Genomic DNA, 24,603 nt, shown 5'->3' on the forward strand with positions numbered 1-24,603 from the left:
TCCGGAAGGACCCGCCATGGTCACCTTCGTCGACCGCGTGACCCTGCACCTGCGTGCGGGAAAGGGCGGCAACGGCTGCGTCTCGGTGCGCCGTGAGAAGTTCAAGCCGCTGGCCGGTCCCGACGGGGGCAACGGCGGGAGCGGCGGCGACGTCGTCCTCGTCGCCGACCCGCAGACGACGACGCTGCTGTCGTACCACCACTCGCCGCACCGCGCGGCGGGCAACGGCGGGTTCGGCATGGGCGACCACCGTTCGGGCGCCCTGGGCGAGGACCTGGAGCTTCCCGTCCCGCTGGGCACCGTGGTCAAGGACGCCGACGGCACCGTGCTCGTCGACATGCTCACCCCGGGGATGCGCTTCGTCGCCGCTCCCGGCGGTCTCGGCGGCCTCGGGAACGCGGCGCTGGCCTCGCCCAAGCGGAAGGCGCCGGGCTTCGCGCTACTCGGCACCCCCGGCTACGAGGGCGACGTCGTCCTCGAGCTCAAGACCGTCGCGGACGTGGCCCTGGTGGGCTTCCCCTCCGCCGGCAAGTCGAGCCTGATCGCCGCGGTCTCGGCGGCGCGCCCGAAGATCGCCGACTACCCCTTCACGACCCTCCACCCGAACCTCGGCGTGGTCCAGGCGGGCGACGCGCGGTTCACGATCGCCGACGTCCCCGGGCTCATCGAGGGCGCGAGCGAGGGCAAGGGCCTGGGCCTGGAGTTCCTCCGTCACGTCGAGCGCTGCACGGCGCTCGTCCACGTGCTCGACTGCGCCACGCTCGACCCGGGCCGCGACCCGCTGAGCGACCTCGACGTCATCCTCGCCGAGCTCGCCGCCTACCCGGTCCCCGAGGGCCAGACCCCGCTCCTGGAGCGGCCGCAGATCGTCGCGCTGAACAAGGTGGACGTCCCCGAGGCGCACGAGCTGGCCGACTTCGTCCGGCCCGACCTCGAGGCCCGCGGGTTCCGCGTGTTCGAGATCTCCACCGTCAGCCGCGCCGGCCTGCGCGAGCTCACCTTCGCCCTCGGCGAGATCGTCGAGCAGCACCGCCTCGCGACCGTCGACCAGGCCCCGGCGGAGCGCGTCGTCATCCGCCCCCGCGGCTCCGAGAAGGACTTCACGATCAAGGTCGAGGGCGGCACCTACGGGGCCGTGTACCGGATCCTCGGCGACAAGCCGGTCAAGTGGGTGCAGCAGACCGACTTCCAGAACGAGGAGGCCGTCGGCTACCTCGCCGACCGTCTCGCGCGCCTCGGCGTCGAGGACGGCCTGTTCCGCGCGGGCGCGGTCGCCGGCGCCACGGTCGTCATCGGTCCCGGCGACGGCATCGTCTTCGACTGGGAGCCCACCCTCACCTCCGCGGCCGAGCTCATGACGGCCCCCCGCGGCACGGACCCGCGCCTCGTGCAGAACTCGCGCCGGACCTCCTCCGAGCGACGCGAGCAGTATCACGAGCGGATGGATGCCAAGGCCGACGCCCGCGCCGAGCTCGAGGCCGAACGCCGCGCGGCGCGGGCCGCGGGCATCTCGCCCGACGGCGACTCCTCGGCGCTCTCGTCCGAGGACGAGGAGCGGTGACCGCGACGACCCGCGCCGACATCCCGCGCTCCGCACGCGTCGTGGTGAAGGTCGGCTCGTCCTCGATCAGCGGCGACGGCGCGCACCGCATCGACACGATCGTCGCGGCGCTGTCGGACCTCGTCGCGACCGGGACGGAGGTCGTGCTGGTGTCGTCCGGCGCGATCGCCACGGCCCTCCCGCTGCTCGACCTGGGGGAGCGCCCCAACGACCTCGCGACCCAGCAGGCCGCGGCCGCAGTAGGCCAGAACGTCCTCATGTGGCGGTACCAGACGTCCCTCGACCGGTTCGGCCTCCTCGCCGGGCAGGTCCTCCTCACGGCCGGCGACCTCGAGAACGCGACCTCGCGGTCGAACGCGCGCCGCGCGATGGAGCGCCTGCTGGGCCTGGGCATCCTGCCGATCGTCAACGAGAACGACACCGTCGCGACGCACGAGATCCGCTTCGGCGACAACGACCGCCTCGCCGCGCTGGTCGCCCGCCTCATCGGCGCCGACGCGCTGGTGCTGCTCAGCGACATCGCCTGCCTGTACACGCGGCCGCCGAGCGAGCCCGGGGCGCAGCCCATCACACACGTGGCGTGGGGCGACGACCTCGAGGAGTTCGAGTTCGGTGCGGGCGTGGTCAACGGCGTGGGCACCGGCGGAGCGGCGACCAAGGCCTCCGCAGCCAAGCTCGCCTCCACGGCCGGCGTCGGCGTCCTCGTCACGAGCGCCGACCTGGTGGCATCCGCCCTCTCCGGAGACGACGTCGGCACCTGGTTCGCGCCGAATCCCGACCCGGTGACCCTCGCGACCGGCCCGGTGGGGGCCGTCGCCCCGGCGGTAGACTGAGCCGATGACCACGATCGCCGCCTCCGTCGAGGACCGCCTGCGTTTGGCGAAGGACGCCGCCCGCGAGATCGGGCTCCTGGATGCCGCCGCGAAGACGGCTCTGCTGACGGCGATCGCCGACGGGCTCGAGGCCGCCACCGACGACATCGTCACGGCGAACGCGGACGACCTGGAGCGCGGTCGCCGCGACGGCATCGGCGACGCCCTGCTCGACCGGCTGCGCCTGGACGCGGAGCGCGTCGCTTCGCTCGCGTCCGCCGTGCGCGCCGTCGCCGAGCTGCCGGACCCCGTCGGCCGCGTCCTCGACAGCCGCACCCTCCCGAACGGCCTCGCCCTCCAGAAGGTCGCCGTGCCGTTCGGCGTGGTGGGGTCCATCTACGAGGCGCGTCCCAACGTGACCGTCGACATCGCCGCCCTCGCGCTGCGCTCCGGCAACGCCGTGGTCCTCCGCGGCGGGTCGGCCGCCCAGAGCTCCAACGCGGCCCTCGTGGACGTCATGCGCGCCGCGCTGGAGACGCGGGGGGTCTCGCCCGAGGCCATCCAGACGGTCGACGACTTCGGCCGCGAGGGGGCGCGGGCCCTCATGAACGCGCGCGGCCTCGTCGACGTGCTCGTCCCGCGGGGCAGCGCCGGACTCATCGAGACGGTCGTGACCGAGTCGACGGTGCCGGTCATCGAGACCGGGGCCGGCGTCGTGCACATCTACCTCGACGCGACGGCCCGCGACGCCTGGGCCCGCGACATCGTCCTCAATGCCAAGACGCAGCGCCCGAGCGTGTGCAACGCGGTCGAGACCGTCCTGGTCCACCGCGCCGCCGCCGACCGTCTGGTCCCCGAGCTCGTCGCCGCGCTCTCCGACGCCGGCGTGCGCGTGCACGGCGACGAGACCGTCGCGGGCTTCGACGCGCGCGTCATCCCCGCGACCGAGGACGACTGGGCCGCCGAGTACCTCAGCCTCGATCTCGCCGTCCGCGTCGTGGACGACCTCGACGCCGCCCTCGACCACATCCGCCGCTACTCGACGCAGCACACCGAGTCGATCATCACCGAGGACGCGGCATCCGCCTCCCGCTTCCTCGCCGAGGTCGACTCCGCCGTGGTGCTCGTGAACGCCTCCACCCGTTTCACCGACGGCGGCGAGTTCGGCTTCGGCGCCGAGGTGGGCATCTCGACCCAGAAACTGCACGCCCGCGGCCCCATGGGCCTCGCCGAGCTGACGAGCACCAAGTGGCTCGGGCGCGGCGACGGGCAGATCCGCCCCTGACCGCCTAAAATGACTGTGGCTCACGCCGCAGACTTCCCGAACGGAGCACCGATGACTTTCGCCACGCTGACCGCCCTGGCCGCCGAAGGGGCCGAGCACCACGGCGGCAACGTCCAGGCCGAGACGTTCATCTTCGGCGTCATCGCCTTCGTGGCGTTCGTCGCGCTGAGCCTCGTGACCCTGTCGTACCGCAACGTCGCCAACCGTCACGCGAACAAGGCCGACGCCTGGACGCGCAAGAACGGCACGCCCACTCCCGAGGCGCACGGCCACTGAGGCCGACCATATGTCGGTGACGCGCGCCCCTCGCATCGGGGTCATGGGTGGGACGTTCGATCCCATCCATCATGGTCACCTGGTCGCCGCCAGCGAGGTCGCCCAGTCGTTCGACCTCGACGAGGTCGTCTTCGTCCCCACGGGCCGCCCGTGGCAGAAGGACCAGGTCACCTCGAGCGAGCACCGCTACCTCATGACGGTCATCGCGACCGCGGCGAACCCGCAGTTCACCGTGAGCCGCGTCGACATCGACCGCGAGGGCCCCACCTACACGATCGACACGCTGCGCGACCTGCAGCGCGAGCGCCCCGGCGCCGACCTGTTCTTCATCTCGGGCGCCGACGCGGTCGCGCAGATCCTCGGATGGCGCGACCACGAGGAGCTGTGGGAGCTGGCGCACTTCGTCGCCGTCTCCCGTCCCGGTCACGTCCTCTCGACGGAGGGGCTGCCGAGCGACGACGTCAGCCAGCTCGAGATCCCCGCGCTGTCGATCTCGTCCACCGACTGCCGCGCCCGCGTCCGTCGAGGCCACCCCGTGTGGTACCTCGTCCCGGACGGCGTCGTGCAGTACATCGCGAAGCACCACCTCTACCGGAGCAAGGCATGAGCACATCCGATTCCTCGACGCCCCCGCTGACGCGTCGCCAGTTGCGCGAGCTGCGCAACACCGGAGCGACGCCGGTCATCACCCCGGACATGACCCCGGCGGATGCCGCCCCCGCGGAGCCGTCCGCTCCCGACGAGACCGTCATCGACGCGGTCCCCACCGCCGAGGACGAGGGCGCCGCGCCCGCCTCGACGGACGCCGACTCCTCCGCCTCGACGGACGCCGACTCTCCCGCCTCGACGGACGCCGGCGCTGGCGCGGACGGGGACGGCGACGCCCTCGTGGAGGAGCCCGCCACCGATGATGCCGCTCCCGCCGCGGAGGGTGACACCGTCGCCGCGGACCGCGACGACGAGCCCACCACGACGCCGGCCGGCCCGTCGGCCCCGCTGGCCCGCGCGGCCGCCCCCGTCTCCTTCGCCCCGCCCATGACCGATGCCGGTCTCGACCTGGGTGTCGGCGGTCTCGACATGGGCGTCGGCGGCCTGACCCGTCGTCAGGTGCGGGCGCAGGAGAAGATCCGCACCGCGTCCATCCCGGTCATCACGCCCGACTTCGACCCGGCCCCCGCCACCGCGGTGCAGCCGGTCGTGGCCGAGCGCGCCGAGACGACGCCCGCCTCCGCGGCATCCGAGACCCCCGCCATCTTCAAGCCCGCCGTCCCCGACGACACCGATGAGACGCCGGTCGCCGCGGACGCCGAGGCCCCGCGCGTCGACGCCCCGGTCGCCGTGGTCAACCCGAGCCTCGGCTCCGAGCTGCTGGAGGGGGCGACGCCCGAGGTGTCGCTGCCGCCGTCCTTCGACCAGCTCATCGCGCGCAGCGCCTCCGCCACCGGGTCGATCTCCACCCCCAACGCGCTCATCCTCTCGCAGACCCCGACGGGCGCCCCGCTCGTGGCGCCGGTCACCGCGACCGGCGAGGTGCTCATCACGGGCACGTTCGACCTCCCCGAGGGACTCGGTTCCATCGGGCACGCCCCCGGGACGACCGACGGCCGCGACGCCGACGCCGTCCTCATCGACGGCGAGCTCCCGCCCGCCTCCTCGCCGACCCCCATCGCCGCCAGCGCGGCGATCAGCACCGTCAAGCAGCCGGGTGAGATCATCCGGCCGCCGGCGCCCGAGAAGGGCAGCCGACTGATGATCGGACTGATCATCACCACCGGAGCCCTGGCGATCGCCGTCGTCGGCGCGCTCGTGCTTGCTTTCACGACAGGAGTCTTCTGATGCCGGCTACCCAGAACGGCCGCGACATGATGCAGATCGCGGCAGCCGCCGCCGATGCGAAATCGGGGGAGGACCTCGTCGCGCTCGACGTCTCGGAGCCGCTGCCGCTCGTCGACATCTTCCTCCTCGTCACCGGCCGCAACGAGCGCAACGTCGCCGCGATCGCGGACGAGATCGAGGAGAGGCTGCTCGAGGCCGGCCACAAGCGCCTGCGCCGCGAGGGCCGGCAGGAGTCCCGCTGGGTCCTGCTGGACTTCGGCGACCTCGTCGTCCACGTCTTCCACGAGCAGGAGCGCGTCTACTACGGTCTCGAGCGGCTCTGGAAGGACTGCCCGGTCGTCCCGATCGACCTGCCGGCACCCACCACCGCCGACTGACCCGCAGGATCCCGGATGCCTCTCGACCTCGCGTCGAGGGGCATCGGCGTTTCCGGCGCCCTCCCCGGGCCGATGCGAGCCTCGCCCTGAGTTGGCGCAGATGTCCGCCGCAGGGCCCTCCCCGCGTACATTCACGCCAACTCACCGCCCCCGGGAAGCAGCCCCTCCGCTGAGTTGGCGCAGATGTACGCCGCAGGACCCTCCCCGCGTACATTCACGCCAACTCACCGGCCCGGGGAAGCAGCCTCCGCTGAGTTGGCGCAGATGTACGCCGCAGGGCCCTCCCCGCGTACATTCACGCCAACTCACCGCCCCGGGGAAGCAGCTCCTCCGCTGAGTTGGCGCAGATGTACGCCGCAGGGCCCTCCCCGCGTACATTCGTGCCAACTCACCGCCCCGGGAAGCAGCTCCTCCGCTGAGTTGGCGCAGATGTACACTGCAGGACCCTCCCCGCGTGCATTCACGCCAACTCACCGCCCCGGGGGTCAGCCGTAGCGCTCGCGATACCGTCGGGCGGCGGCAGGATGCAGCGGCACGGGCACCGTGTCGATGAGGCTCGCCGGGGTCAGGTACTGCACGCCGGCGGCATCCGGGGGCACGAGGGCACGCGCGTCGTCGATGAGGATGTCGACGAGCGCAGCGACCGCGTCGTCGTTCAAGGACGACCGCGCGAGCAGCAGGTTCGCGATGCCGATCGTCGCCACCGGCTCCTCCCCGCCGTAGACCCCCGCAGGGATGGCCGTGGCGATGTACGCCTCCGGGTACTGCTCGCGCAGCCGCGGGAGCACGGTCGTGGTGTCCAGCACTCGCAGGGCCGTCGTGCCGGACAGCGCGGCGATCTGCGGTGTCGGCACCCCGCCCGACCAGAAGAGGGCGTCGATCGCGCCTGTGCGCAGCTGCGTCGCCGCCTCGCCCAGCAGGCGCTCCACGACCACCGGGCCGTCGGGGACGGCGAGGAGTCCCGCGGCCGCCAGCACCCGACGCGCCGTCGCGGCGGCGCCCGATCCCGGCGCGCCCAGCGAGACGACGCGACCCGACAGGTCGCCGAGGGTCCGGATGCCGCTGTCGGCGCGAACCACGCACTGGAGGTAGTTCTGATACACCCTCCCCACGGCGACGAGGTCCGAGGTCGGGGAGCCGGCGGCGGAGTCCGCGAGCGACAACGCGAGCGCGATCCGGTCGGCGTCGAGGAGGGACAGGTTCTCGACGCTACCCTCCGTCACGAGCGGCCGCAGGCGGAGCCGACCGGACCGCTGCGCCGCCTCGGCGAGCAGGCGACCGAACTCCAGATAGCTTCCGCCGTCCTCGCCGCACCCGACGTCCAGGGTCGCGGGGGGCGCGACGTCGCAGCCGGCCAGGGCGAGAAGCCCCGTGCCCGCGAGCCCGGTCAGCACGGCGCGCCGCGTCAGCCCGGCGGACGGAGCGCTCACGCGGCATCCCATCGCAAGGAGGCCCGCAGACCGCCCTCGGGCGACCGGGCGAGCTCCAGCCGGCCGCCGGATGCCGTCATGAGCTGATCCACGATGGCCAGGCCAAGGCCCGTGCCCGTCCGCCCCTGGTGCCGGCCGGCGCGCCAGAAGCGGGTGCCCATGCGGGCGAGGTCGTCGTCGCGGAGGTCCGTGCCGGTGTCGTCGACGCGGATCACGGGACCCGGCTCGACGGTCACGCGCACCTGCGCGCCCGGCCCGGCGTACTGGAGGGCGTTGTCGACGAGGACGTCGACGATCTCGTCGAGGTCCGCGCGGGGGAGGGGCGGCGAGAGCACGGGGGCGGCGTCGGCGACGAGCGTCAGCCCGGCGGCGGCGAGCCGGTCGCGATGCCGGTCGGCGAGGTCGGCGGCCGACAACGGACCCGAGCGGCCCCGGTCGTCCTCCGCCGGTCCTCGCCGACGCGTGGAGACGCGGTGTTCGGCGTTCGCGAGCACCAGCATGCGGTCGACGGTGTGCTCGAGCCGGTCGAGGTCCTGCTCCACGGCCGCGACGTCGGCGGCATCCTCCGCGGACCGCGGGAGGGCGTCCACGCGCAGCCGGATGGCAGCGAGCGGGTTGCGCAGCTGGTGCGATGCGTCGGCGACGAACCCGCGCTGCTGCTCGAGCGCGTCCTCGACCTCGACCGCCATGCGTGAGAACGCCCGGCTCAGGCTCCGCAGTTCGGGCGGCCCGCTCGCCGGCACGCTCTCCAGCGGCCGGTGCGCGGCGACGGCGGCCACCGCGGCGTCGAGCGCCTTGACGGGGCGGAGCACCCATCGCGTCCAGAGGAGGGATGCCGCCATCAGCGCGACCAGCAGCAGACCGCCGACCGCGGCCACGAGCAGCCACCCGAGGGTGACGTCCGTCCGCGCTTCGCGCAGGTCGACCCGGAGCACGACGACGCCGCGGGGCAGGTCCCCGGCCGCGATGACCGGCACGGCCACATCGGCGGTGTCCCCGCCCCACGGCAGCACCGTCGGCAGCGACCACTGGGGGAGCGTTCGCGACGCGGCGGTCACCAGGGCGTCGACGCGGTCGTCGCGCACGAGGTCGCCGGCGCGGGCGGCCACGTCGCCGCGCTCGTCGAGGACGAGCACCGCCTCGCCGTACGTCCGCTCGAAGCGCTCGAGGTACGCCTGGAGAGCGGCCGTGTCGCCCTGCGCGAGAGCGGTCCGGGCGCGTTGGACGATCTGCTCGGCCGCGGCGGTCCGCTGCAACGCGAGCTGCGACGTCCGCGTCTGGGCGATCGCCTGCCCCACGGGGATGAGCACCGCGATCACGGCGATGAGCCCGAACACGAGCAGCGGCAGCAGCACGCGCCGCCTCACGAGTCGTCCTCGAGGCGGTAGCCGAAGCCGCGCACGGTCGTGATGCGGACGCCCGGCAGCTTCTGACGTACTTGCGCGAGATGCACGTCGAACGACCGCGACGACGCGGCGTAGGCGTCGCCCCACACCTCGTCGAGGACCTGCTGGCGGCTCACGATCTGTCCGCTCCGGCGCGCCAGGGCCACGAGCAGCCCGAACTCGGTCGGTGTCAGCGTGACGGCCTCGCCGGCGGAGACCACCGTCCGCGCGACGACGTCGACGGCGAGGTCGCCCACCACGATCCGCTCGGCCTGGTGCGGACGGGCGTACCGGCGGACGACCGCCCCCAGCCGCGCGAGCAGCTCGTGGAGCCGCACGGGCTTGACGAGATAGTCGTCCGCGCCGAGGCTCAGGGCGCGCACGGTGGAGCGCTCGTCGCCGCGGGCGGTCACGACGATCACCGGCACCTCGCTGACGGCCCTCAGCTGCGTGAGCGCGTCGAGGCCGTCCATGTCCTCCAGGCCGAGGTCGAGCAGCACGACGTCGGCGTCGCGGTGGCGCAGCAGCAGGTCGCTCCCGCGGGCGACGCGCGCGCAGGTGTGACCGGCGCGCGCGAGCACCGACGTCAGGGCGGCGGCGACCGACGCGTCGTCCTCGGCCACGAGCACACGCATGGCCCCATCGTAGGCACAGCGCCGCCGCACCCCCGGTCCGGACCACCTCGCCTGCATGTCGCACTTCGCGCAGCACACAGCACCCCAAGCTGCACAAAAGGGGACACGCCCCCTCCGGCCCGCCGGACACCTGACAGGCATGTCCCACTTCGTGCAGCACGCAGCACCCCAAGCTGCACAAAACGGGACACGGGCGCCTCCGCACCGCTGCAGCGCGCAATGTAAAGCGAACGTAAGGATTCCGCCCGCAGGGACCGGGATGCCGCGACGATGAGCGGACGTGTCCCACCGGTGTCGCTGTGCACGAGCTCGGCGACGCCATCGGTCCCCGAACGAACGGATTCCCATGTCGACGACGACGACGATCCCCACCAGCCTGCGGCGCTCCATATCGAACACGCTGAAAGGCTCCGCCGGCAATCTCGTGGAGTGGTACGACGTCTACGTCTACTCCGTGTTCGCCGTGTACTTCGAGTCGCAGTTCTTCGCCGCGGAGGACAAGAACTCCACCATCTACGTCTGGGCCATCTTCGCCGTGACGTTCCTCATGCGCCCGATCGGCTCCTGGTTCTTCGGACGCTTCGCCGACCGCCACGGACGCCGCCTGTCGCTCACCGTGTCGGTCTCGCTCATGGCGCTGTGCTCCCTCGTCATCGCGTTCGCGCCCACCGCCGAGACGATCGGCGTCGGCGCCGTCGTCATCCTCGTCCTCGCGCGTCTCGTGCAGGGCTTCGCCACCGGCGGCGAGTACGGCACGAGCGCGACGTACATGTCCGAGGCGGCGATGCCCGGCCGCCGCGGCTTCCTGTCGTCGTTCCACTACGTCACGCTCGTCGGCGGGCACGTGCTCGCGCAGACCACGCTGCTGATCATGGTGGTCACGCTCCCCGAGGAGGCCATCACCGCGTGGGGCTGGCGCGTCGCCTTCGCCATCGGCGGCATCGCGGCCGTGGCCGTGTTCTGGATGCGCCGCACGATGGACGAGTCGCTCGAGAAGCACGTCCTCGACGACACCAAGGCGGGCCGCTCGAAGGACTCCGGCTCGATGCGCGACCTGCTCGTGAACAACTGGCGTCCGCTGCTGCTGTGCTTCGCCGTCACCGCCGGCGGCACGGTCGCGTTCTACACGTACTCGGTCACGGGCCCGAACATCGTCAAGACCGCGTTCTCGGGCGGCGACGTCGTGGCCGGCACGATCATCAACCTCGTCGCCCTGACCGCGCTCATGCTCATGCAGCCGCTCGGAGGATGGCTGTCCGACAAGGTCGGGCGCAAGACGCTCCTGGTCTTCTTCGGCGTCGGGGGAGTGCTGTACACGTGGTTCCTCATCACGGTCCTGCCGCAGCAGACGAACGAGTTCGCGGCGTTCGCCATCCTCTTCGGCGGGTTCGTCATCCTCACCGGCTACACGTCGATCAACGCGCTCGTGAAGGCGCAGCTGTTCCCGACCCACGTCCGCGCCCTCGGCGTCGGGCTCGGCTACGCGCTGGCCAACTCCCTGTTCGGCGGCACGGCGCCCCTGCTCTACGCCGGCGCGCAGACGACCTCGCAGGTCCCGTTGTTCATCGTCTACGTGACGGCGATCATCGCGGCATCCCTGCTCGTGTACATCTTCTGCCTGCGCAACAAGGCACCGAACTGGCTAGACGACGAGGTCGCGATGCGCGAGGCGCAGGTTCCGGCCCGCGTCCCGGCGGCGCGCTGACCGCGTCCGGTCCTCGCGACCCCGGTATGGGGGGAGGGATGCCACGAGCCCTGGCATCCCTCCGGCGAGGACCGGCGCGGTGTCGTGCACACCGCCGGGGAAAGCGGAAGGCCCCCGCTCTCGCGGGGGCCTTCCGGTGAGGGTGGACCTGAGGGGACTCGAACCCCTGACCCCCTGCATGCCATGCAGGTGCGCTACCAGCTGCGCCACAGGCCCTCAGCTGCCCCTCGCGGGGCAACTCATTCAGCTTACAACACGGAAAGCGCGGGCGAAAAACCGGCGTAGCACGGGCGTGTCGCGTCGGCTCCCGGCTTGCCATCTCCCGCCGCCCGGGGGACCCTGGAATCACCCCATTATGTCCCACCCCCGCTCACGCGCCCGTCGTCCCGGCCTCCCCGCCCTCGGCGTCGCCGCGCTCCTGTCCCTCACCGTCGCCTGCGCTCCGACGCCGGAGGCGCCCGCGGCATCCCCTGCGCCGACGACCGCCGCCGCCGACCCGACCCCGACCCCGACCCCCTCGCCCACGCCCACGACCGCCCGGACCAGCGCCGAGGCCCGCGTCGACGCGATGGACCTGCGCGAGCGCGCAGCCTCGGTCGTCATGGGGCACGTCGCGACCACCGATCCCGCGACCGCCGGAACGTACGTCCGCGAGAACGCGCTGGGCGGGTTCCTGCTGATGGGGGCGAACATCGGCGCGGACGCCGCCGAGGTGCGGCGGCTGACCGGGGCCATGGTGACCGACCCCGCCTTCCCGCCGCTCGTCGCCGTCGACCAGGAGGGCGGCGACGTCTCCCGCCTGCGCTGGGACGACCTGCCGAGCGCACTCACCCTCAAGGACGCGAGCCCGGAGACCGTGCGCGACGCGTTCGCCGGGCGTGCCGCACTCGTGGCCGACGCCGGCGCGAACGCGAACTTCGGCCTCGTCGCCGATGTGACCGACGACCCCGGCATGTTCATCTACCGTCGCGCCCTGGGCACGACCCCGGAGGCCGCCGCCACCCGCATCGCCGCCGCGGTCGAGGGCGAGAAGGGCACCGTCGCGAGCACCCTGAAGCACTTCCCCGGACACGGCGCGGCACCGGGCGACTCGCACGAGGGGATCCCCGGCAGCGACATGTCGATCGAGCAGTGGCGGCAGACCCAGGCGCCCCCGTTCGTCGCGGGCGTCGACGCCGGCGCGGAGATGCTGATGTTCGGACACCTCCGCTACACCGCCGTCGACGACGCCCCGGCCTCGCTGTCCCCGGAATGGCACCGCATCGCGCGCGAGGAGCTCGGCTTCGACGGCGTCATCGTCAGCGACGACCTGGGCATGCTCGAGTCCTCGGGCGAGGCGGCGTACACCGACCCGGTGGACAACGCCGTGCAGGCCCTCGCCGCGGGCACCGACCTCGTGTTGACGGTGGTGGGGACGGATGCCACGACCGCTCCGCGCATCGTCGACGGCATCGTCGCGGCGGTCGAGGACGGGCGTCTTCCCGCGGACCGTCTCGACGACGCCGCGGCCCGGGTGGCCGCGCTGCGGCTGGACCTCGCGTCCGGCGCCGGCTGAGCGCGCAGGGTACGCCCGTCCACGCGCCGGGACGCGGGTCCGCCCTCGCCGCCGGCTCAGTCCTCGCGCGTCGCCGCGTCGACGACCGCACGGCGCAGCCGCTGGCCGCGGGCGCTGAGCTCGCGCTGGCGCGCGACGTATTCGGCCTTGCCCTCCGCCGTCTCGATCCGCACCGGAGCGTAACCCCACGCGGCGAGGTCGTACGGCGACGCCTCCATGTCGAGCGTGCGGATGTCGCGGGCCAGTTCGAACGCCTCGAGCAGAAGCGCACCGGGCACGAGGGGCCCGAGCTTGAGGACCCACTTGTAGAGGTCCATCCCGGCGTGCAGGCAGCCGGGCTGCTCCCGGGCCGCCTGTCCGTCCCGGGTCAGCGGCTCGCGGTTGCGCGGTGCCGCCTCGGGCGTGAAGAACCGGAACGCATCGAAGTGCGTGCACCGCAGGTCGTGCGCCTCGACCACCGCGTCGGTCCCGTCGCGCCCCAGCCGGAGCGGTACCGCGTGGCGCACCTCGTCGGCCCGGTACGCCATCGCCCACTCATGCAGCCCGAAGCACCCGAACTGGGCCGGCCGGTCCAGGGTCGCCCGCAGCAGGTTCACGGTGCCGCGGAACAGCGCGCCCTTCTCGGTGCGGAACGCCGCGGCATCCACTCTCACCCCCGACCCGTCGGCGCGGTACCAGCGCCACCCGGCGCGGTCGTCGGCGTCCTCGAGGACGACACCGATCCCCGGATGCCACCGCCGCAGGATCGCCGGCTTGTACGAGTAGTAGGTGAAGAGGAAGTCCTCGACCGGATGCCGCTCGGCCCGAGCCGCGCGTTCCCGATGCGCCGCCGTCAGGGCGTCGGCCCGTGCAGCGTGGTCTGCGGCCGTCGCCGACCACTCGTCGCGCGAGAGCACGACGGCAGCGGGGGCGGCGAGAGAGGGCACCGTCCGACGATACGTCAGTCGTCGACCGGCTCGATGAGCGCGGCGGAGTCGTTGCGGACGTTGCCCACCGCCGACGACACGACGTGGTCGTCGAGCGTCTCGGCGATGTCGGGGGCGGCGTCGATCGCCGCGTCGAGGATGTCGCCGACGTTCTCGGTCGTCGGGTCGAGCCAGGCGTCCGCGAAGTCGGGGTCCATGAACAGCGGCATGCGGTCGTGGATGGACCCGAGCCGGCCGATGGAGTCCCGCGTGAGGATCGTGCAACTGAGGACCCAGCGGGCGGGGTCGTCGTCCGCGCGGGCCGGGTCCTTCCACCACTCGTACAGTCCCGCGAAGAAGAGCGGCGAGCCGTCGGCGGGGTGGATGTAGTGGGGCGTCTTGACTCCGTCGACGGTCTTCCACTCGTAGTAGCCCGAGGCGGGGATGACCGCGCGGCGCTTGATGAGCGCGTTGCGGAACATCGGCTTGTCCTCGATCTCCTCGGAGCGGGCGTTGAAGGCCCGCGCGCCGATCTTGACGTCCTTCGCCCAGCCGGGCACGAGACCCCAACGGGCGACCTCGAGGCGGCGCGTCGGCGGCTCGGTCTTCACCGAGTCCAGGACGATCGCGACCGGGGAGGTCGGTGCGATGTTGTACGAGGGCGGGGGGAGCTCATCGGCCTCGACGTCGACGCGCAGCACGCCCACGAGCTCGGACCCGACGTTGGCCACCACGAATCGACCGCACATGCCTCCACCGTACGCGCAGGCTCCGACATCGCGGCGCGGGCAGCGGCGTCGACGCCGCCGGTCAGGCGTCGCTGCGGATGACCCCGACGCCCTCGAGGCGCTCCAGCAGGCCGGCGCCGTCGGACTCGCTCACCCACGGGACCTCCGCGGCCGAATGGTCGTCGACGACCGTGCGACCACCGGCCAGCACCGCCTCGGCGGGAGAGAGGCGCCGGATGGCGACGGCCGTGACGTTCGACGGGTGCTCGATCGCGAACCCGGTGTAGATGGCGTCGTCGTGCTGCCCGTCGTCGCCGACGAGGAGCCACTTCACGTCGGGGAACTCGGCGGCCAGACGGCGGAGGTTGACCTCCTTGTGGTCCCGTCCACTGCGGAACCACCGGTCGTGCGTGGGGCCCCAGTCCGTCAGCAGCAGCGACCCCGAGGGGAAGAGGTGACGCCGGAGGAAGCGCATGAGCGTCGGCGCGACGTTCCACGCGCCGGTGGAGAGGTAGATGACGGGCGTGCCCGGCTGCTCGCGCGACAGACGCTCGAGCAGGACCGCCATTCCGGGGACCGGCTGCCGGGCGTGCTCGTCGACGACGAACGAGTTCCACGCCGCCAGGAGCGGGCGGGGGAGCGCGGTCACCATGACGGTGTCGTCCACGTCGCTCACGACGCCGAACTTCACGTCGGAGCCGACGACGAAGACGCGGGTCTCGCTGGGCTCGCTGCCCTCGACGGTCATCGTGACGGTCTGCCAGCCCGGGGCGAGGGATGCCGGGAGCTTGGCGTCGATCACGCCGCCGCGGTCGGCGACGACCTCGTGCGACACGCCCTCGATGGTGACGCGGACCTGCGCGTAGCCGACGGGCACCGCCGCGAAGCTGCGCCAGCCGCGCAGGCTCGCGAACTCACCGGTGGAGGTGCGCTTGATCGGCGGGGCGATGAGCACGCGACCGAGGACGCGCACCCACTGCTCGGTCCCGTAGCCGGGGAAGCCGGTGACGGACGGGCGCAGACCGCGGGCACGCGCGCGACGTTCGCGCCAGGCGTGGAAGCGGTACTCGAGGCGGGCGAACCACAGCACTTTTTTGCGGGGCGAACGAGGCATCGGCCTCAGTCTTTCACGTCGCCGGTGCCCGCTCCGATCGTTTCCTTCTCGTCGGCCAGATGACGTCGCTCGACGCGCTCCAGCACCTTCTTGCCGATGAAGATCACCACGAGGAAAAGGACGATGGCGCCCACGAACCAGTAGCCCGCAGAGTGGATGCTGTCGCTCAGCTCGCGATACGTCCCGGCGGCGGTCGCCGCGACCGAGATGTAGAGCGACGTCCAGACGACGCAGGCCGGCGTCGTCCACGCGAGGAAGCGCCGGTAGCTGTAGCCGCTCATCCCGACGGTGAGGGGGACGAGGGAGTGGAGCACGGGCAGGAAGCGCGACAGGAAGATGGCGGGCCCGCCGCGACGGGTCAGGTATTTCTCCGCCCGCACCCAGTTGCGCTCGCCCAGGCGGCGTCCGAGTCGCGAGGCGCGGATGCGCGGACCGAACCAGCGCCCGAGCCAGAAGCCGAGACTCTCGCCGATCAGCGCGCCGACCACGACGGCGGCGCCCAGGACGACGGCCTCGAGGGGCGAGGCGACGGCCGTGCCGGCGACGATGACGATGGTGTCGCCCGGGACGACGAGCCCGACGAGGACGCTCGTCTCGAGCATGATCGCCACACCGGCGAGAAGAGTGCGCACCACGGGGTCGACGTTCTGGACGACGTCGAGGAGCCACGTGAGGATCTCGTTCACCTCCGTCAGCCTATGGCGCGCAGCTAGCCCTAGCCTGGGAGCGTGCCGCGTCCTGTCTCCACGATCGCCCTGCCGGCGTGGATCGACCCGGAGGACGTCTTCGTCCACCTGTTCGCCGACGCCGCGCACGCGTTCTGGCTCGACGCCGGCCCGGGGAGCGCGACCGGGTTCTCCTGGATGGGCACGGGCGCGCCGGACCCGTCGTCCGCGCCGCTGACCCGGGATGCCGCCTCCCCGAGCCCCGTCCCGACCTCCGGCCGCTTCACGGGCGGCTGGGTGGGGTGGATCCCCTATGACGAAGGCCCGTCCGGGGCGCAGTGGCTGCGGGTGGACACCTGGCTCGCCTTCGACCACGGCAGCCGGCGCGTCTGGGCGTCGTCCGTCGACGGAGACGACGCGGCCGCGGACCTCGCCGCGCGCGCCGCCGCCGCGCCGACGGCCGTCGCACCGCCGCAGGCGGCGGCATCCGGAACCGCCCTCTCCCGGCACACGCCCGAGGAGTACGCCGACCTCATCGCCGCGTGCCGTTCGCACATCCGCGAGGGCGACGCGTATCAGCTGTGCCTGACGACACGGTTCACCGTCCCGGGTGGCGCCGACCCCGCCGCCGTGTTCCGCCGGCTGCGGGCGGCCGCACCGTCCCACCACGGCGGCTACGTCCGCCTCGGCGGAACGGCGCTGGCGAGCGCGTCGCCCGAGCGCTTCCTCGACGTGCGGGACGGGCGCGTGCACACGCACCCCATCAAGGGAACGCGCCGCCGCGACCCCGATCCGGAGAGGGATGCCGCCCTCGCTCATGACCTGCGCGCGGACGAGAAGGAGCGCGCCGAGAACGTCATGATCGTCGACCTCATGCGCAACGACCTGTCGCGGGTCTGCGTGCCGGGGTCGGTCACCGTGGACCGGCTGCTGGAGGTCGAGACGTATCCGACCGTCCACCAGCTGGTGAGCGAGATATCCGGACGGCTGCGTCCGGGGACGACGATCGGCGACCTGCTGACGGCCACGTTCCCGGCCGGCAGCATGACCGGCGCCCCGAAGGAGTCCGCGATGTCGATCCTCGCCCGACTGGAGGGGGCGCCGCGCGGCGTGTACGCGGGGGCGTTCGGCTGGATCGGCGACGACGGCGCCGCGGATCTGGCGATGGTCATCCGCAGCGTCGTGACGACTCCGGATGCCGCCCACGTGGGCGCCGGGGGAGGGATCACGTGGCGCTCGGTCGCGGCCTCCGAGGTGGCCGAGGTGGGCATCAAGGCCCGTGCGCCGCTGGCCGCGCTGGGTGCCGCCGTCCCGCCCGGGTGGTGACCTGAGGGTCCGCTAACCTGGAAGACGGCCCTCCGGGGTCTCCCGACTTACACGATTGGCTTCTCCGTGTCCCAGAACAGCACGACCGCGACCGCGTCCGAGGGCGGCTTCGACCCCCACGAGATCCAGGCGAAGTGGCAGCGCGCGTGGGCCGACAAGGACCCCTTCCGCGCCGGCGGCGACGATGACACCCGCCCCCGCAAGTACGTGCTCGCGATGTTCCCGTACCCGTCCGGCGACCTCCACATGGGCCACGCCGAGAACTACCTCTACTCCGACATCGTGGCGCGCTTCTGGCGCCACCGCGGCTACAACGTCCTCAACCCGATCGGCTGGGACTCGTTCGGCCTCCCCGCCGAGAACGCCGCCATCAAACGCGGCGCCGACCCGGTGCAGTGGACCTACGCCAACATCGACCAGCAGAAGGCGAGCCTCAAGGACTACGGCGTCTCCTTCGACTGGAGCCGCGTGCTGCACACCAGCGACCCGGAGTACTACCGCTGGAATCAGTGGCTGTTCCAGAAGCTGTACGAGAAGGGCCTCGCGTACCGCAAGGACGCGCTCGTCAACTGGGACCCGGTGGACCAGACGGTCCTGGCCAACGAGCAGGTCCTGCCCGACGGCACGAGCGAGCGCAGCGGCGCCGTGGTCGTCAAGAAGAAGCTGACCCAGTGGTTCCTGCGGATCACCGACTACGCCGACCGCCTGCTCGACGACCTGAACCAGCTGGAGGGGTTCTGGCCGTCGAAGGTCATCCAGATGCAGCGCAACTGGATCGGCCGCTCCGTCGGCGCCGACATCACCTTCGAGATCGAGGGCCGCGACGAGAAGATCACGGTCTTCTCCACCCGTCCCGACACCCTCCACGGCGCGACGTTCTTCGTCGTGGCGCCGGAGTCCGACCTGGCCGCCGAGCTGGCGGCATCCGCGGATCAGGGCGTGCGGGAGAGCTTTGAGGCGTACCTCACGCAGGTGCAGCGCGCCACGGACATCGAGCGCCAGGCGACCGACCGCCCCAAGACGGGCGTGTTCCTCGGGCACTACGCGATCAACCCCGTGAACAGCGAGAAGCTGCCGATCTGGGCCGCGGACTACGTGCTGGCCGACTACGGCCACGGCGCGGTGATGGCCGTGCCCGCGCACGACCAGCGAGACCTGGACTTCGCCCGCGCCTTCGACCTGCCGGTGAAGGTCGTCGTCGACACGACCGCGCCCATCACGGGGGCCATCCCGGTCATCGAGCTCGACGACGACGGCGTGCCGATCGACCCGCTCGGCGACGAGGACGACCTCGACCCGGTCAAGACCGGGGTCGCCCTGACCGGCGACGGGCGCATGATGAACTCCGGGTCGCTGAACGGACTGTCCAAGCGCAACGCGATCGCCCGCATGATCGAGGAGCTCGAGGCATCCGGGACGGGCAAGGCCGCCAAGACCTATCGCCTCCGCGACTGGCTCATCTCCCGCCAGCGCTACTGGGGCACGCCGATCCCGATGCTGCACGACGAGGACGGCGCGATCGTGCCGGTCCCCGAGGACCAGCTGCCCGTCGTCCTCCCGTCCGTGGAGGGCCTCGACCTGAAGCCCAAGGGCACGTCGCCCCTCGGCGCGGCGACGGACTGGGTCGAGGTGACCGATCCCGAGACGGGTCGGACGCTGCAGCGCGACCCCGACACGATGGACACGTTCGTCGACAGCTCCTGGTACTACCTGCGCTTCCTGTCGCCGCACAGCGACAGCGAGCCGTTCCCGGCGCGCGAGGCATCCAAGTGGGGCCCGGTCGACTTCTACATCGGCGGCGTCGAGCACGCGATCCTCCACCTCCTGTACGCGCGCTTCATCACGAAGGCCCTCTTCGACATGGGCCTGGTGGAGTTCACCGAGCCGTTCTCGAGCCTCATCAACCAGGGCATGGTCATCCTCGACGGCGCGAAGATGTCCAAGAGCAAGGGCAACCTCGTGCTCTTCCAGGAGGAGCTCGACGCCCACGGCGCCGACGCGCTGCGCGTGGCGCTCGCGTTCGCCGGGCCGGTGGAGGACGACAAGGACTGGAACGACGTCTCGACGACGGGCGCGGCGAAGTTCCTCGCCCGGGCGCTGCGCATCGCGCACGACGTCGACAGCGAGACCGACGTCGTCTGGGCCGAGGGCGACCAGAGGCTGCGTCGCGTGACGCACCGCCTGCTGGCCGACGCCCCCGGGCTGATCGAGCAGACGAAGTTCAACGTCGTCGTCGCGCGCCTGATGGAGCTGGTCAACGCCACCCGCAAGGCGATCGACGGCTCCGCCGGCACGAGCGACCCCGCCGTCCGCGAGGCGGCCGAGGTCATCGCGATGACCCTCGACCTGTTCGCGCCGCACACCGCCGAGGAGATGTGGCAGACGCTCGGCTACACCGGCTTCGTCGGCCTCGCCACCTGGCGTCAGCCCGACCCGACGCTGCTCGTCGAGGAGTCCGTGACCGCCGTCGTCCAGATCGACGGCAAGGTGCGCGGCACCCTCCAGGTGTCGGCCAAGGTCGGCGCCGACGAGCTCGAGGCGCTCGCCCGTCAGGACGAGAAGGTCCGCCGTGCGCTCGGCGACCGTGAGATCGTCCGCGCGGTCATCCGCCCGCCGAAGGTCGTCAGCTTCTCCACGAAGTAGCGCTTCGTCCGTCCGCCCCCGTCGTTCCCCGGAACGGCGGGGGCGTCGTACGTTCCGGGGTGCGAGCGATCTCGTCTCCCCACGCCGCGGATCGTCGAACGCGTCCCCATTCGAGGGTCACCGGACCTCGCGGGGGGAGCGCCGCTGCCTACTCTCGCTCGCGTGACGACTTCCGAGGACGCTGCCGAGCCCCCTGCCGCCCGGAGACGCCTGGGCGTCGGCGCCGTCATCGTGCTCGTGCTCGCGGCCTTCGCGGTCGTCGTCGTCATCGGCATGGTCAGGGGAGCGACGGGGGCCAAGGTCGTCACGTCCGTCCCGTCACCCTCGGGCTCCGCCGCCCACGCCCCGACGGTCGGGCTCTACGTCCACGTCACGGGTGCGGTCGGCGCGGCCGGACTCTACCGACTGCCCGCGGGGAGTCGGGTGATGGATGCCGTCGCGGCGGCGGGCGGGTTCGCCGACGACGCCGACCGGGCCGGGGTCAACCTGGCGCGTGCGGTGTCCGACGGCGAGCAGATCGTGGTGCCCGTCCTCGGCGCCGCGGCGGAGGCACACCCCGACGGCGGTCCCGACGGCGCGGCGGGGGCGGCCGGCGGAGGGGCGGCGGCCAGCGGGACCATCGACCTCAACACGGCGACCGCCGATCAGCTCGACACCCTTCCGCGGATCGGGCCCGCCATCGCAGAGCGGATCATCTCCTGGCGGGAGGAGAACGGCCGTTTCACGAGCGTCGACGACCTGCTCTCGGTCCCGGGCATCGGCGAGAAGATGCTCGCGGGGCTGCGCGACAAGGTGCGGGTGTGAGCGTCCGCGCTGCGCTGGTCCGGCGCAGTCTCCGCCCGGTGGTCGTCGCCCTGATCACGTGGACGGCCGCCGCCGTCGCGGTCTCGGTCCCCGCTGCGGCGGTCTGCGGTGGTCTGACGGCCGTCGCCCTGATCGCGGGGGCGGTCTTCCTCCGCGGGCGGCGGGCCGTGCTGGGCGTGGTCGTCGTCGCCGCCGCGTGCGGGGCGGCCGCGGCGGGCACCGTCACGACGGTCGCGCCGCTCCGCGCGACGGTCGCGGCCCTGCAGGTCGACGGCGGTCGGCATCTCGTCGTCGAGGCCACGGCCGTCGGGAGGCTCGCCGTCGCCGACAGCGGCGACGTCTGGTTCGACGCCGTCGCCACGGACATCGCGGCCGGACGGGAGCATGTCCGCGGCCGCTTTCCGGCCCGCATCGGCGTCCCGGCGGCTCAGCGACCGGCGCTCGCGGACGTCGGACCGGGCAGTCCCCTCGTCGTCGCGGGGACGGCGTTCGTCCCCGATGGTCCCGAACGCGCCGTCCTCGTGCTCCGCGTCGCCGACGTTTCGCGCGCGACGGCCCCGACGGGCCTGTGGGGCTGGTTCGAGGACCTGCGCGACGGACTCGTGGCATCCGCCCGGGGACTCCCGGAACCCGGGGCGGGCCTCGTCCCGGGCCTCGCGGTCGGCGACACCTCCGGCCTCGACCCGGCCACGGAGCGGGCCATGACCGCCACGTCGCTGTCGCACCTCACCGCCGTCTCCGGCGCGAACTGCGCCATCGTGGTGGGCGCCGTGTTCGCGCTCCTCGCCCTCTGCGGGGCGCCGAGAGGCGTCCGGGTGGTCGGGGCGGCGACGGCCCTCGCCGCCTTCGTCATCCTCGTGACCCCGGAGCCGAGCGTCGTCCGCGCGGCGACGATGGCCGCCGTCGCGATGATCGCCGTGGCCCTCGGGCGACCGGCGGTCGGCGTCGCGGTGCTGTCGGCGGCGGTCACGATCGTCCTCATCGTCGACCCGTGGACGTCCCTGTCCCTCGGCTTCGCCCTGTCCGCCGCGGCCACCGGCGCCCTTCTGACGCTGGCGCGCCCCCTCGCGGCGGGCCTGGAGAGATGGATGCCACGATCCCTGGCACTCGCCCTGGCGGTGCCGACCTCCGCACAGCTGGCGTGCGGGCCGCTCATCATCCTCATCGACCCGCACGTGCCGCTGCTCGGCATCGGCGCGAACCTCCTCGCCGACGTCGCCGCGGCGCCCGCCACCATCGCCGGCGCGTTGGCGTGCATCGCACCGTTCCCGTGGCTGCGCGACGGCCTCGTGGCCGTCGCGTGGGTCCCCGCCGCCTGGATCGCGGCCGTCGCCCACACGGGTGCCGGAGCCGCGGAGCAGGAGCTGCCATGGCTGGAGGGGGTTCCCGGGGCCGTCGCCCTCGCGGGTGTGGGCGCGGCGACCGCTCTGCTGCTGCTCCGTCCCGGGCGGCGGGTGCGGCGATGGCGCCCGGTCGCCGCGCTCGTCGTCGCCCTCACGGTCGGCGTCTCGGCCGGGCATACCGCGGTCCGGACGGTGGCGGGACCGCTGACGCTGCCGACCGCGTGGAGCGCCGCCATGTGCGACGTCGGGCAGGGCGACGCGACCCTCTGGCGGAGCGGGAACGCCGTCGCGCTCGTCGACACCGGGCCGGACGCCGAGCTCCTCACGAGCTGCCTCCGTCGTTTCGGCGTGGACCGCCTCGACCTGCTCGTCCTGACCCATTTCGACCTCGACCACGTGGGCGGAAGCGCCGCTGTGGTGGGGCGGGTCGACCGCGTCCTGCACGGTCCGCCCGCCGACGGAAGGGACGAGAGCCTGCTGCGACGTCTTGCGGACGGGGGAGCGGCGCTGCAGCGGGCCGCGATCGGCGACGCGGGCGTCGTGGGCGACACCCGCTGGACCGTCCTCTGGCCGGTCGAAGCCCAAGAGCCCGGGAACGACGCCAGCGTCGTCATCGACGTCACCGGACCGGGCTTTCCGCACATGGTGCTCCTCGGCGACCTCGGGAAGCGGCCGCAGGCCGCGCTCGGCCGCCGCGTGGACGTCCCGCATGTCCGCATCGTCAAGGTGTCCCACCACGGCAGCGCCGATCAGGACCCCGATCTGTACCGCCGGCTCGCGCCCGAGGTCGCCTTCATCGGCGTCGGCGCGGACAACACCTACGGCCATCCCACGGCCACGCTCCTGTCGACCCTCGCGTCCCTGGGGACGACGACCGGCCGGACCGACGTCGACGGCCACCTCGCGGCCTGGCTCGACGAGCAGGACCGCCTCGTCCTGTGGCGCGACCGCGCTCCCGGCGACACCCCGCCCGAGCCGCGTCGGAGAGCACCCGGCGTCCCGGTCGCGTCGGAGCGACGCCGCCACGCCCGCGGCGAGCACGAGTCCTCCCTCCGCCGGACGAGGACGGTGTCGGAGGGCGTCGGTAGGCTGGGGGAGTGACTCCGGCCCCTCGACGCTCCGCCCCCGCGAAGACGAAGTCGGCCATCCCGCAGCTTCCGTGGCGCAACCCGCAGCCCGCGCCGATCGTCCTCGTGTCCGGCCCCGAGGAGGTCTGCGCGGAGCGGGCCATCGCGGGCGTCCGCGACTTCCTCAAGAGCGAGGACCCCAGCCTCGAGGTCACCGACGTCCGCGCCGACGACTACGCCGCCGGCACCCTGCTCGCGGTCACGTCGCCGTCCCTGTTCGGCGAACCGCGCCTCGTGCGGGTCGCCGGCGTCGAGAAGTGCTCCGACACCTTCCTCGCCGAGGCCGTCTCGTACCTGTCGCAGCCGCAGGAGGGCGCAACGGTCGTCCTCCGTCATACCGGCGCCAGCGTCCGCGGCAAGAAGCTGCTCGACGCGATCCGCGCCGGCCAGGGCAGCGGCGTCGAGATCGCGTGCCCCGCGATCAAGCGCGACTCCGACCGGTTCGACTTCGCCGCGGGCGAGTTCCAGGCCGCCAAGAAGCGCATTGCCCCGGTCGCGCTCCGCGCCCTCGTCTCCGCCTTCGCGGACGACCTCACCGAGCTCGCGGCCGCGTGCCAGCAGCTCATCAACGACGTCCCCGGCGACGTGACCGAACAGGTCGTCGAGCGCTACTACGGCGGCCGCGTCGAGATCTCGGCGTTCACGGTGGCGGACACGGCCATCGCCGGCCGCTACGGGGAGGCTCTGCTGGCGCTCCGCCACGCCTTGGCATCCGGAGCCGACCCCGTCCCGCTCGTCGCCGCCGTCGCCATGAAGCTCCGGACGATGGCCCGTGTCGCCGGCACCCGCGAGTCGTCCTCGGCGCTGGCCGCGCGCCTCGGGATGAAGGACTGGCAGGTGGACCGCGCCCGCCGCGACCTCGTCGGCTGGACCCAGGCGACGCTCGGCATGGCCATCCACGCCACCGCGCGCGCCGACGCCGAGGTCAAGGGCGCGTCTCGCGACTCCGTGTTCGCGCTCGAGCGCATGATCACGGTCATCGCCACGCGCGCGCCCTTCGCCGGCTGACCCTCCCTCCCGACCGTCACGCCTCCCGACCGGGGCGCACAAAGTGCAGTGGGGCGATCCTCGACCGCCACCCCTGCACAAAC

At 72.8% G+C, this 24,603-nt stretch carries 21 protein-coding genes and 1 tRNA gene; 14 read left to right on the forward strand and 8 right to left on the reverse strand.

Features of this window, described 5'->3' with window-relative positions; genetic code table 11:
- Positions 1-16: 16 nt before the first annotated feature.
- From obgE to rsfS, 7 genes are read left to right on the forward strand one after another with little or no spacing between them, the layout of a single operon-like run.
- Positions 17-1,561, forward strand: a complete 1,545-nt coding sequence (obgE, locus tag ACO03V_RS07460) for a GTPase ObgE (protein WP_423137164.1) — start codon at positions 17-19, stop codon at positions 1,559-1,561.
- The gene (gene proB, locus ACO03V_RS07465) at positions 1,558-2,394 is read left to right on the forward strand and encodes a glutamate 5-kinase (protein ID WP_367726709.1); all 837 of its coding nucleotides are present in this window, start codon (positions 1,558-1,560) and stop codon (positions 2,392-2,394) included. The genes obgE and proB overlap by 4 nt, the downstream gene beginning before the upstream one ends.
- Before the next feature lie 4 nt (positions 2,395-2,398).
- A complete protein-coding gene (locus ACO03V_RS07470; RefSeq protein ID WP_423137165.1) occupies positions 2,399-3,658 on the forward strand; it encodes a glutamate-5-semialdehyde dehydrogenase in 1,260 nt (419 codons plus the stop codon).
- Positions 3,659-3,709: 51 nt separating this feature from the next.
- A complete protein-coding gene (locus ACO03V_RS07475) occupies positions 3,710-3,934 on the forward strand; it encodes a hypothetical protein (protein ID WP_367726711.1) in 225 nt (74 codons plus the stop codon).
- Positions 3,935-3,944: 10 nt separating this feature from the next.
- Positions 3,945-4,541, forward strand: a complete 597-nt coding sequence (gene nadD, locus ACO03V_RS07480; RefSeq protein WP_367726712.1) for a nicotinate-nucleotide adenylyltransferase — start codon at positions 3,945-3,947, stop codon at positions 4,539-4,541.
- Entirely contained in the window at positions 4,538-5,770 is a 1,233-nt protein-coding gene (locus ACO03V_RS07485) for a hypothetical protein (RefSeq protein WP_423137166.1), read from the forward strand. Before nadD ends, ACO03V_RS07485 begins: the two co-directional genes overlap by 4 nt.
- Positions 5,770-6,147, forward strand: a complete 378-nt coding sequence (gene rsfS, locus ACO03V_RS07490) for a ribosome silencing factor (RefSeq protein WP_367726714.1) — start codon at positions 5,770-5,772, stop codon at positions 6,145-6,147. The genes ACO03V_RS07485 and rsfS overlap by 1 nt, the downstream gene beginning before the upstream one ends.
- Before the next feature lie 485 nt (positions 6,148-6,632).
- On the opposite strand, the gene ACO03V_RS07495 is transcribed toward rsfS, so the two are convergent.
- From ACO03V_RS07495 to ACO03V_RS07505, 3 genes are read right to left on the reverse strand one after another with little or no spacing between them, the layout of a single operon-like run.
- Complete coding sequence (locus ACO03V_RS07495) at positions 6,633-7,577, reverse strand: TAXI family TRAP transporter solute-binding subunit (protein WP_423137167.1); 945 nt, start codon at positions 7,575-7,577, stop codon at positions 6,633-6,635.
- Complete coding sequence (locus ACO03V_RS07500; RefSeq protein WP_423137168.1) at positions 7,574-8,944, reverse strand: sensor histidine kinase; 1,371 nt, start codon at positions 8,942-8,944, stop codon at positions 7,574-7,576. Before ACO03V_RS07500 ends, ACO03V_RS07495 begins: the two co-directional genes overlap by 4 nt.
- The gene (locus ACO03V_RS07505) at positions 8,941-9,597 is read right to left on the reverse strand and encodes a response regulator transcription factor (protein WP_423137169.1); all 657 of its coding nucleotides are present in this window, start codon (positions 9,595-9,597) and stop codon (positions 8,941-8,943) included. Before ACO03V_RS07505 ends, ACO03V_RS07500 begins: the two co-directional genes overlap by 4 nt.
- 346 nt (positions 9,598-9,943) lie before the next feature.
- Between ACO03V_RS07505 and ACO03V_RS07510 the strand changes: the two genes are divergently transcribed.
- Positions 9,944-11,302, forward strand: a complete 1,359-nt coding sequence (locus ACO03V_RS07510; RefSeq protein WP_423137170.1) for an MFS transporter — start codon at positions 9,944-9,946, stop codon at positions 11,300-11,302.
- A gap of 143 nt (positions 11,303-11,445) precedes the next feature.
- On the opposite strand, the gene ACO03V_RS07515 is transcribed toward ACO03V_RS07510, so the two are convergent.
- Positions 11,446-11,518 (reverse strand) — tRNA-Ala (locus ACO03V_RS07515).
- Positions 11,519-11,657: 139 nt separating this feature from the next.
- Between ACO03V_RS07515 and ACO03V_RS07520 the strand changes: the two genes are divergently transcribed.
- Complete coding sequence (locus ACO03V_RS07520) at positions 11,658-12,857, forward strand: glycoside hydrolase family 3 N-terminal domain-containing protein (protein ID WP_423137171.1); 1,200 nt, start codon at positions 11,658-11,660, stop codon at positions 12,855-12,857.
- Positions 12,858-12,913: 56 nt separating this feature from the next.
- Here ACO03V_RS07520 and ACO03V_RS07525 read toward each other — a convergent pair whose 3' ends face one another.
- From ACO03V_RS07525 to ACO03V_RS07540, 4 genes are all read right to left on the reverse strand, one after another.
- On the reverse strand, positions 12,914-13,783 hold the full coding sequence (locus ACO03V_RS07525) for a 3-methyladenine DNA glycosylase (RefSeq protein WP_423137172.1): 870 nt from the start codon (positions 13,781-13,783) through the stop codon (positions 12,914-12,916).
- Between the two features lie 14 nt (positions 13,784-13,797).
- Positions 13,798-14,511: an SOS response-associated peptidase gene (locus ACO03V_RS07530; RefSeq protein ID WP_367726720.1), complete on the reverse strand. Its 714-nt coding sequence runs from the start codon at positions 14,509-14,511 to the stop codon at positions 13,798-13,800.
- 61 nt (positions 14,512-14,572) lie between these two features.
- A complete protein-coding gene (locus ACO03V_RS07535) occupies positions 14,573-15,604 on the reverse strand; it encodes an App1 family protein (RefSeq protein WP_367726721.1) in 1,032 nt (343 codons plus the stop codon).
- A gap of 5 nt (positions 15,605-15,609) precedes the next feature.
- Positions 15,610-16,290, reverse strand: a complete 681-nt coding sequence (locus ACO03V_RS07540; RefSeq protein ID WP_367726722.1) for a DedA family protein — start codon at positions 16,288-16,290, stop codon at positions 15,610-15,612.
- 42 nt (positions 16,291-16,332) lie between these two features.
- On the opposite strand from ACO03V_RS07540, the gene pabB reads away from it, so the two are divergent.
- The 5 genes from pabB (at position 16,333) to holA (ending at position 24,520) form a co-directional block, all read left to right on the forward strand.
- Positions 16,333-17,595, forward strand: coding sequence for an aminodeoxychorismate synthase component I (gene pabB / locus ACO03V_RS07545; RefSeq protein ID WP_423137173.1), 1,263 nt, complete (start codon positions 16,333-16,335; stop codon positions 17,593-17,595).
- A gap of 66 nt (positions 17,596-17,661) precedes the next feature.
- Positions 17,662-20,238: a leucine--tRNA ligase gene (leuS, locus tag ACO03V_RS07550; RefSeq protein ID WP_423137174.1), complete on the forward strand. Its 2,577-nt coding sequence runs from the start codon at positions 17,662-17,664 to the stop codon at positions 20,236-20,238.
- Positions 20,239-20,400: 162 nt separating this feature from the next.
- Complete coding sequence (locus ACO03V_RS07555; protein ID WP_423137175.1) at positions 20,401-21,042, forward strand: ComEA family DNA-binding protein; 642 nt, start codon at positions 20,401-20,403, stop codon at positions 21,040-21,042.
- On the forward strand, positions 21,039-23,486 hold the full coding sequence (locus ACO03V_RS07560; RefSeq protein ID WP_423137176.1) for a ComEC/Rec2 family competence protein: 2,448 nt from the start codon (positions 21,039-21,041) through the stop codon (positions 23,484-23,486). Before ACO03V_RS07555 ends, ACO03V_RS07560 begins: the two co-directional genes overlap by 4 nt.
- On the forward strand, positions 23,483-24,520 hold the full coding sequence (gene holA, locus ACO03V_RS07565; RefSeq protein WP_367726727.1) for a DNA polymerase III subunit delta: 1,038 nt from the start codon (positions 23,483-23,485) through the stop codon (positions 24,518-24,520). Before ACO03V_RS07560 ends, holA begins: the two co-directional genes overlap by 4 nt.
- Positions 24,521-24,603 lie beyond the last annotated feature (83 nt).

The sequence above is a fragment of the Microbacterium sp. HMH0099 genome (assembly GCF_049384025.1).
In the GTDB taxonomy this organism is placed as follows: domain Bacteria; phylum Actinomycetota; class Actinomycetes; order Actinomycetales; family Microbacteriaceae; genus Microbacterium.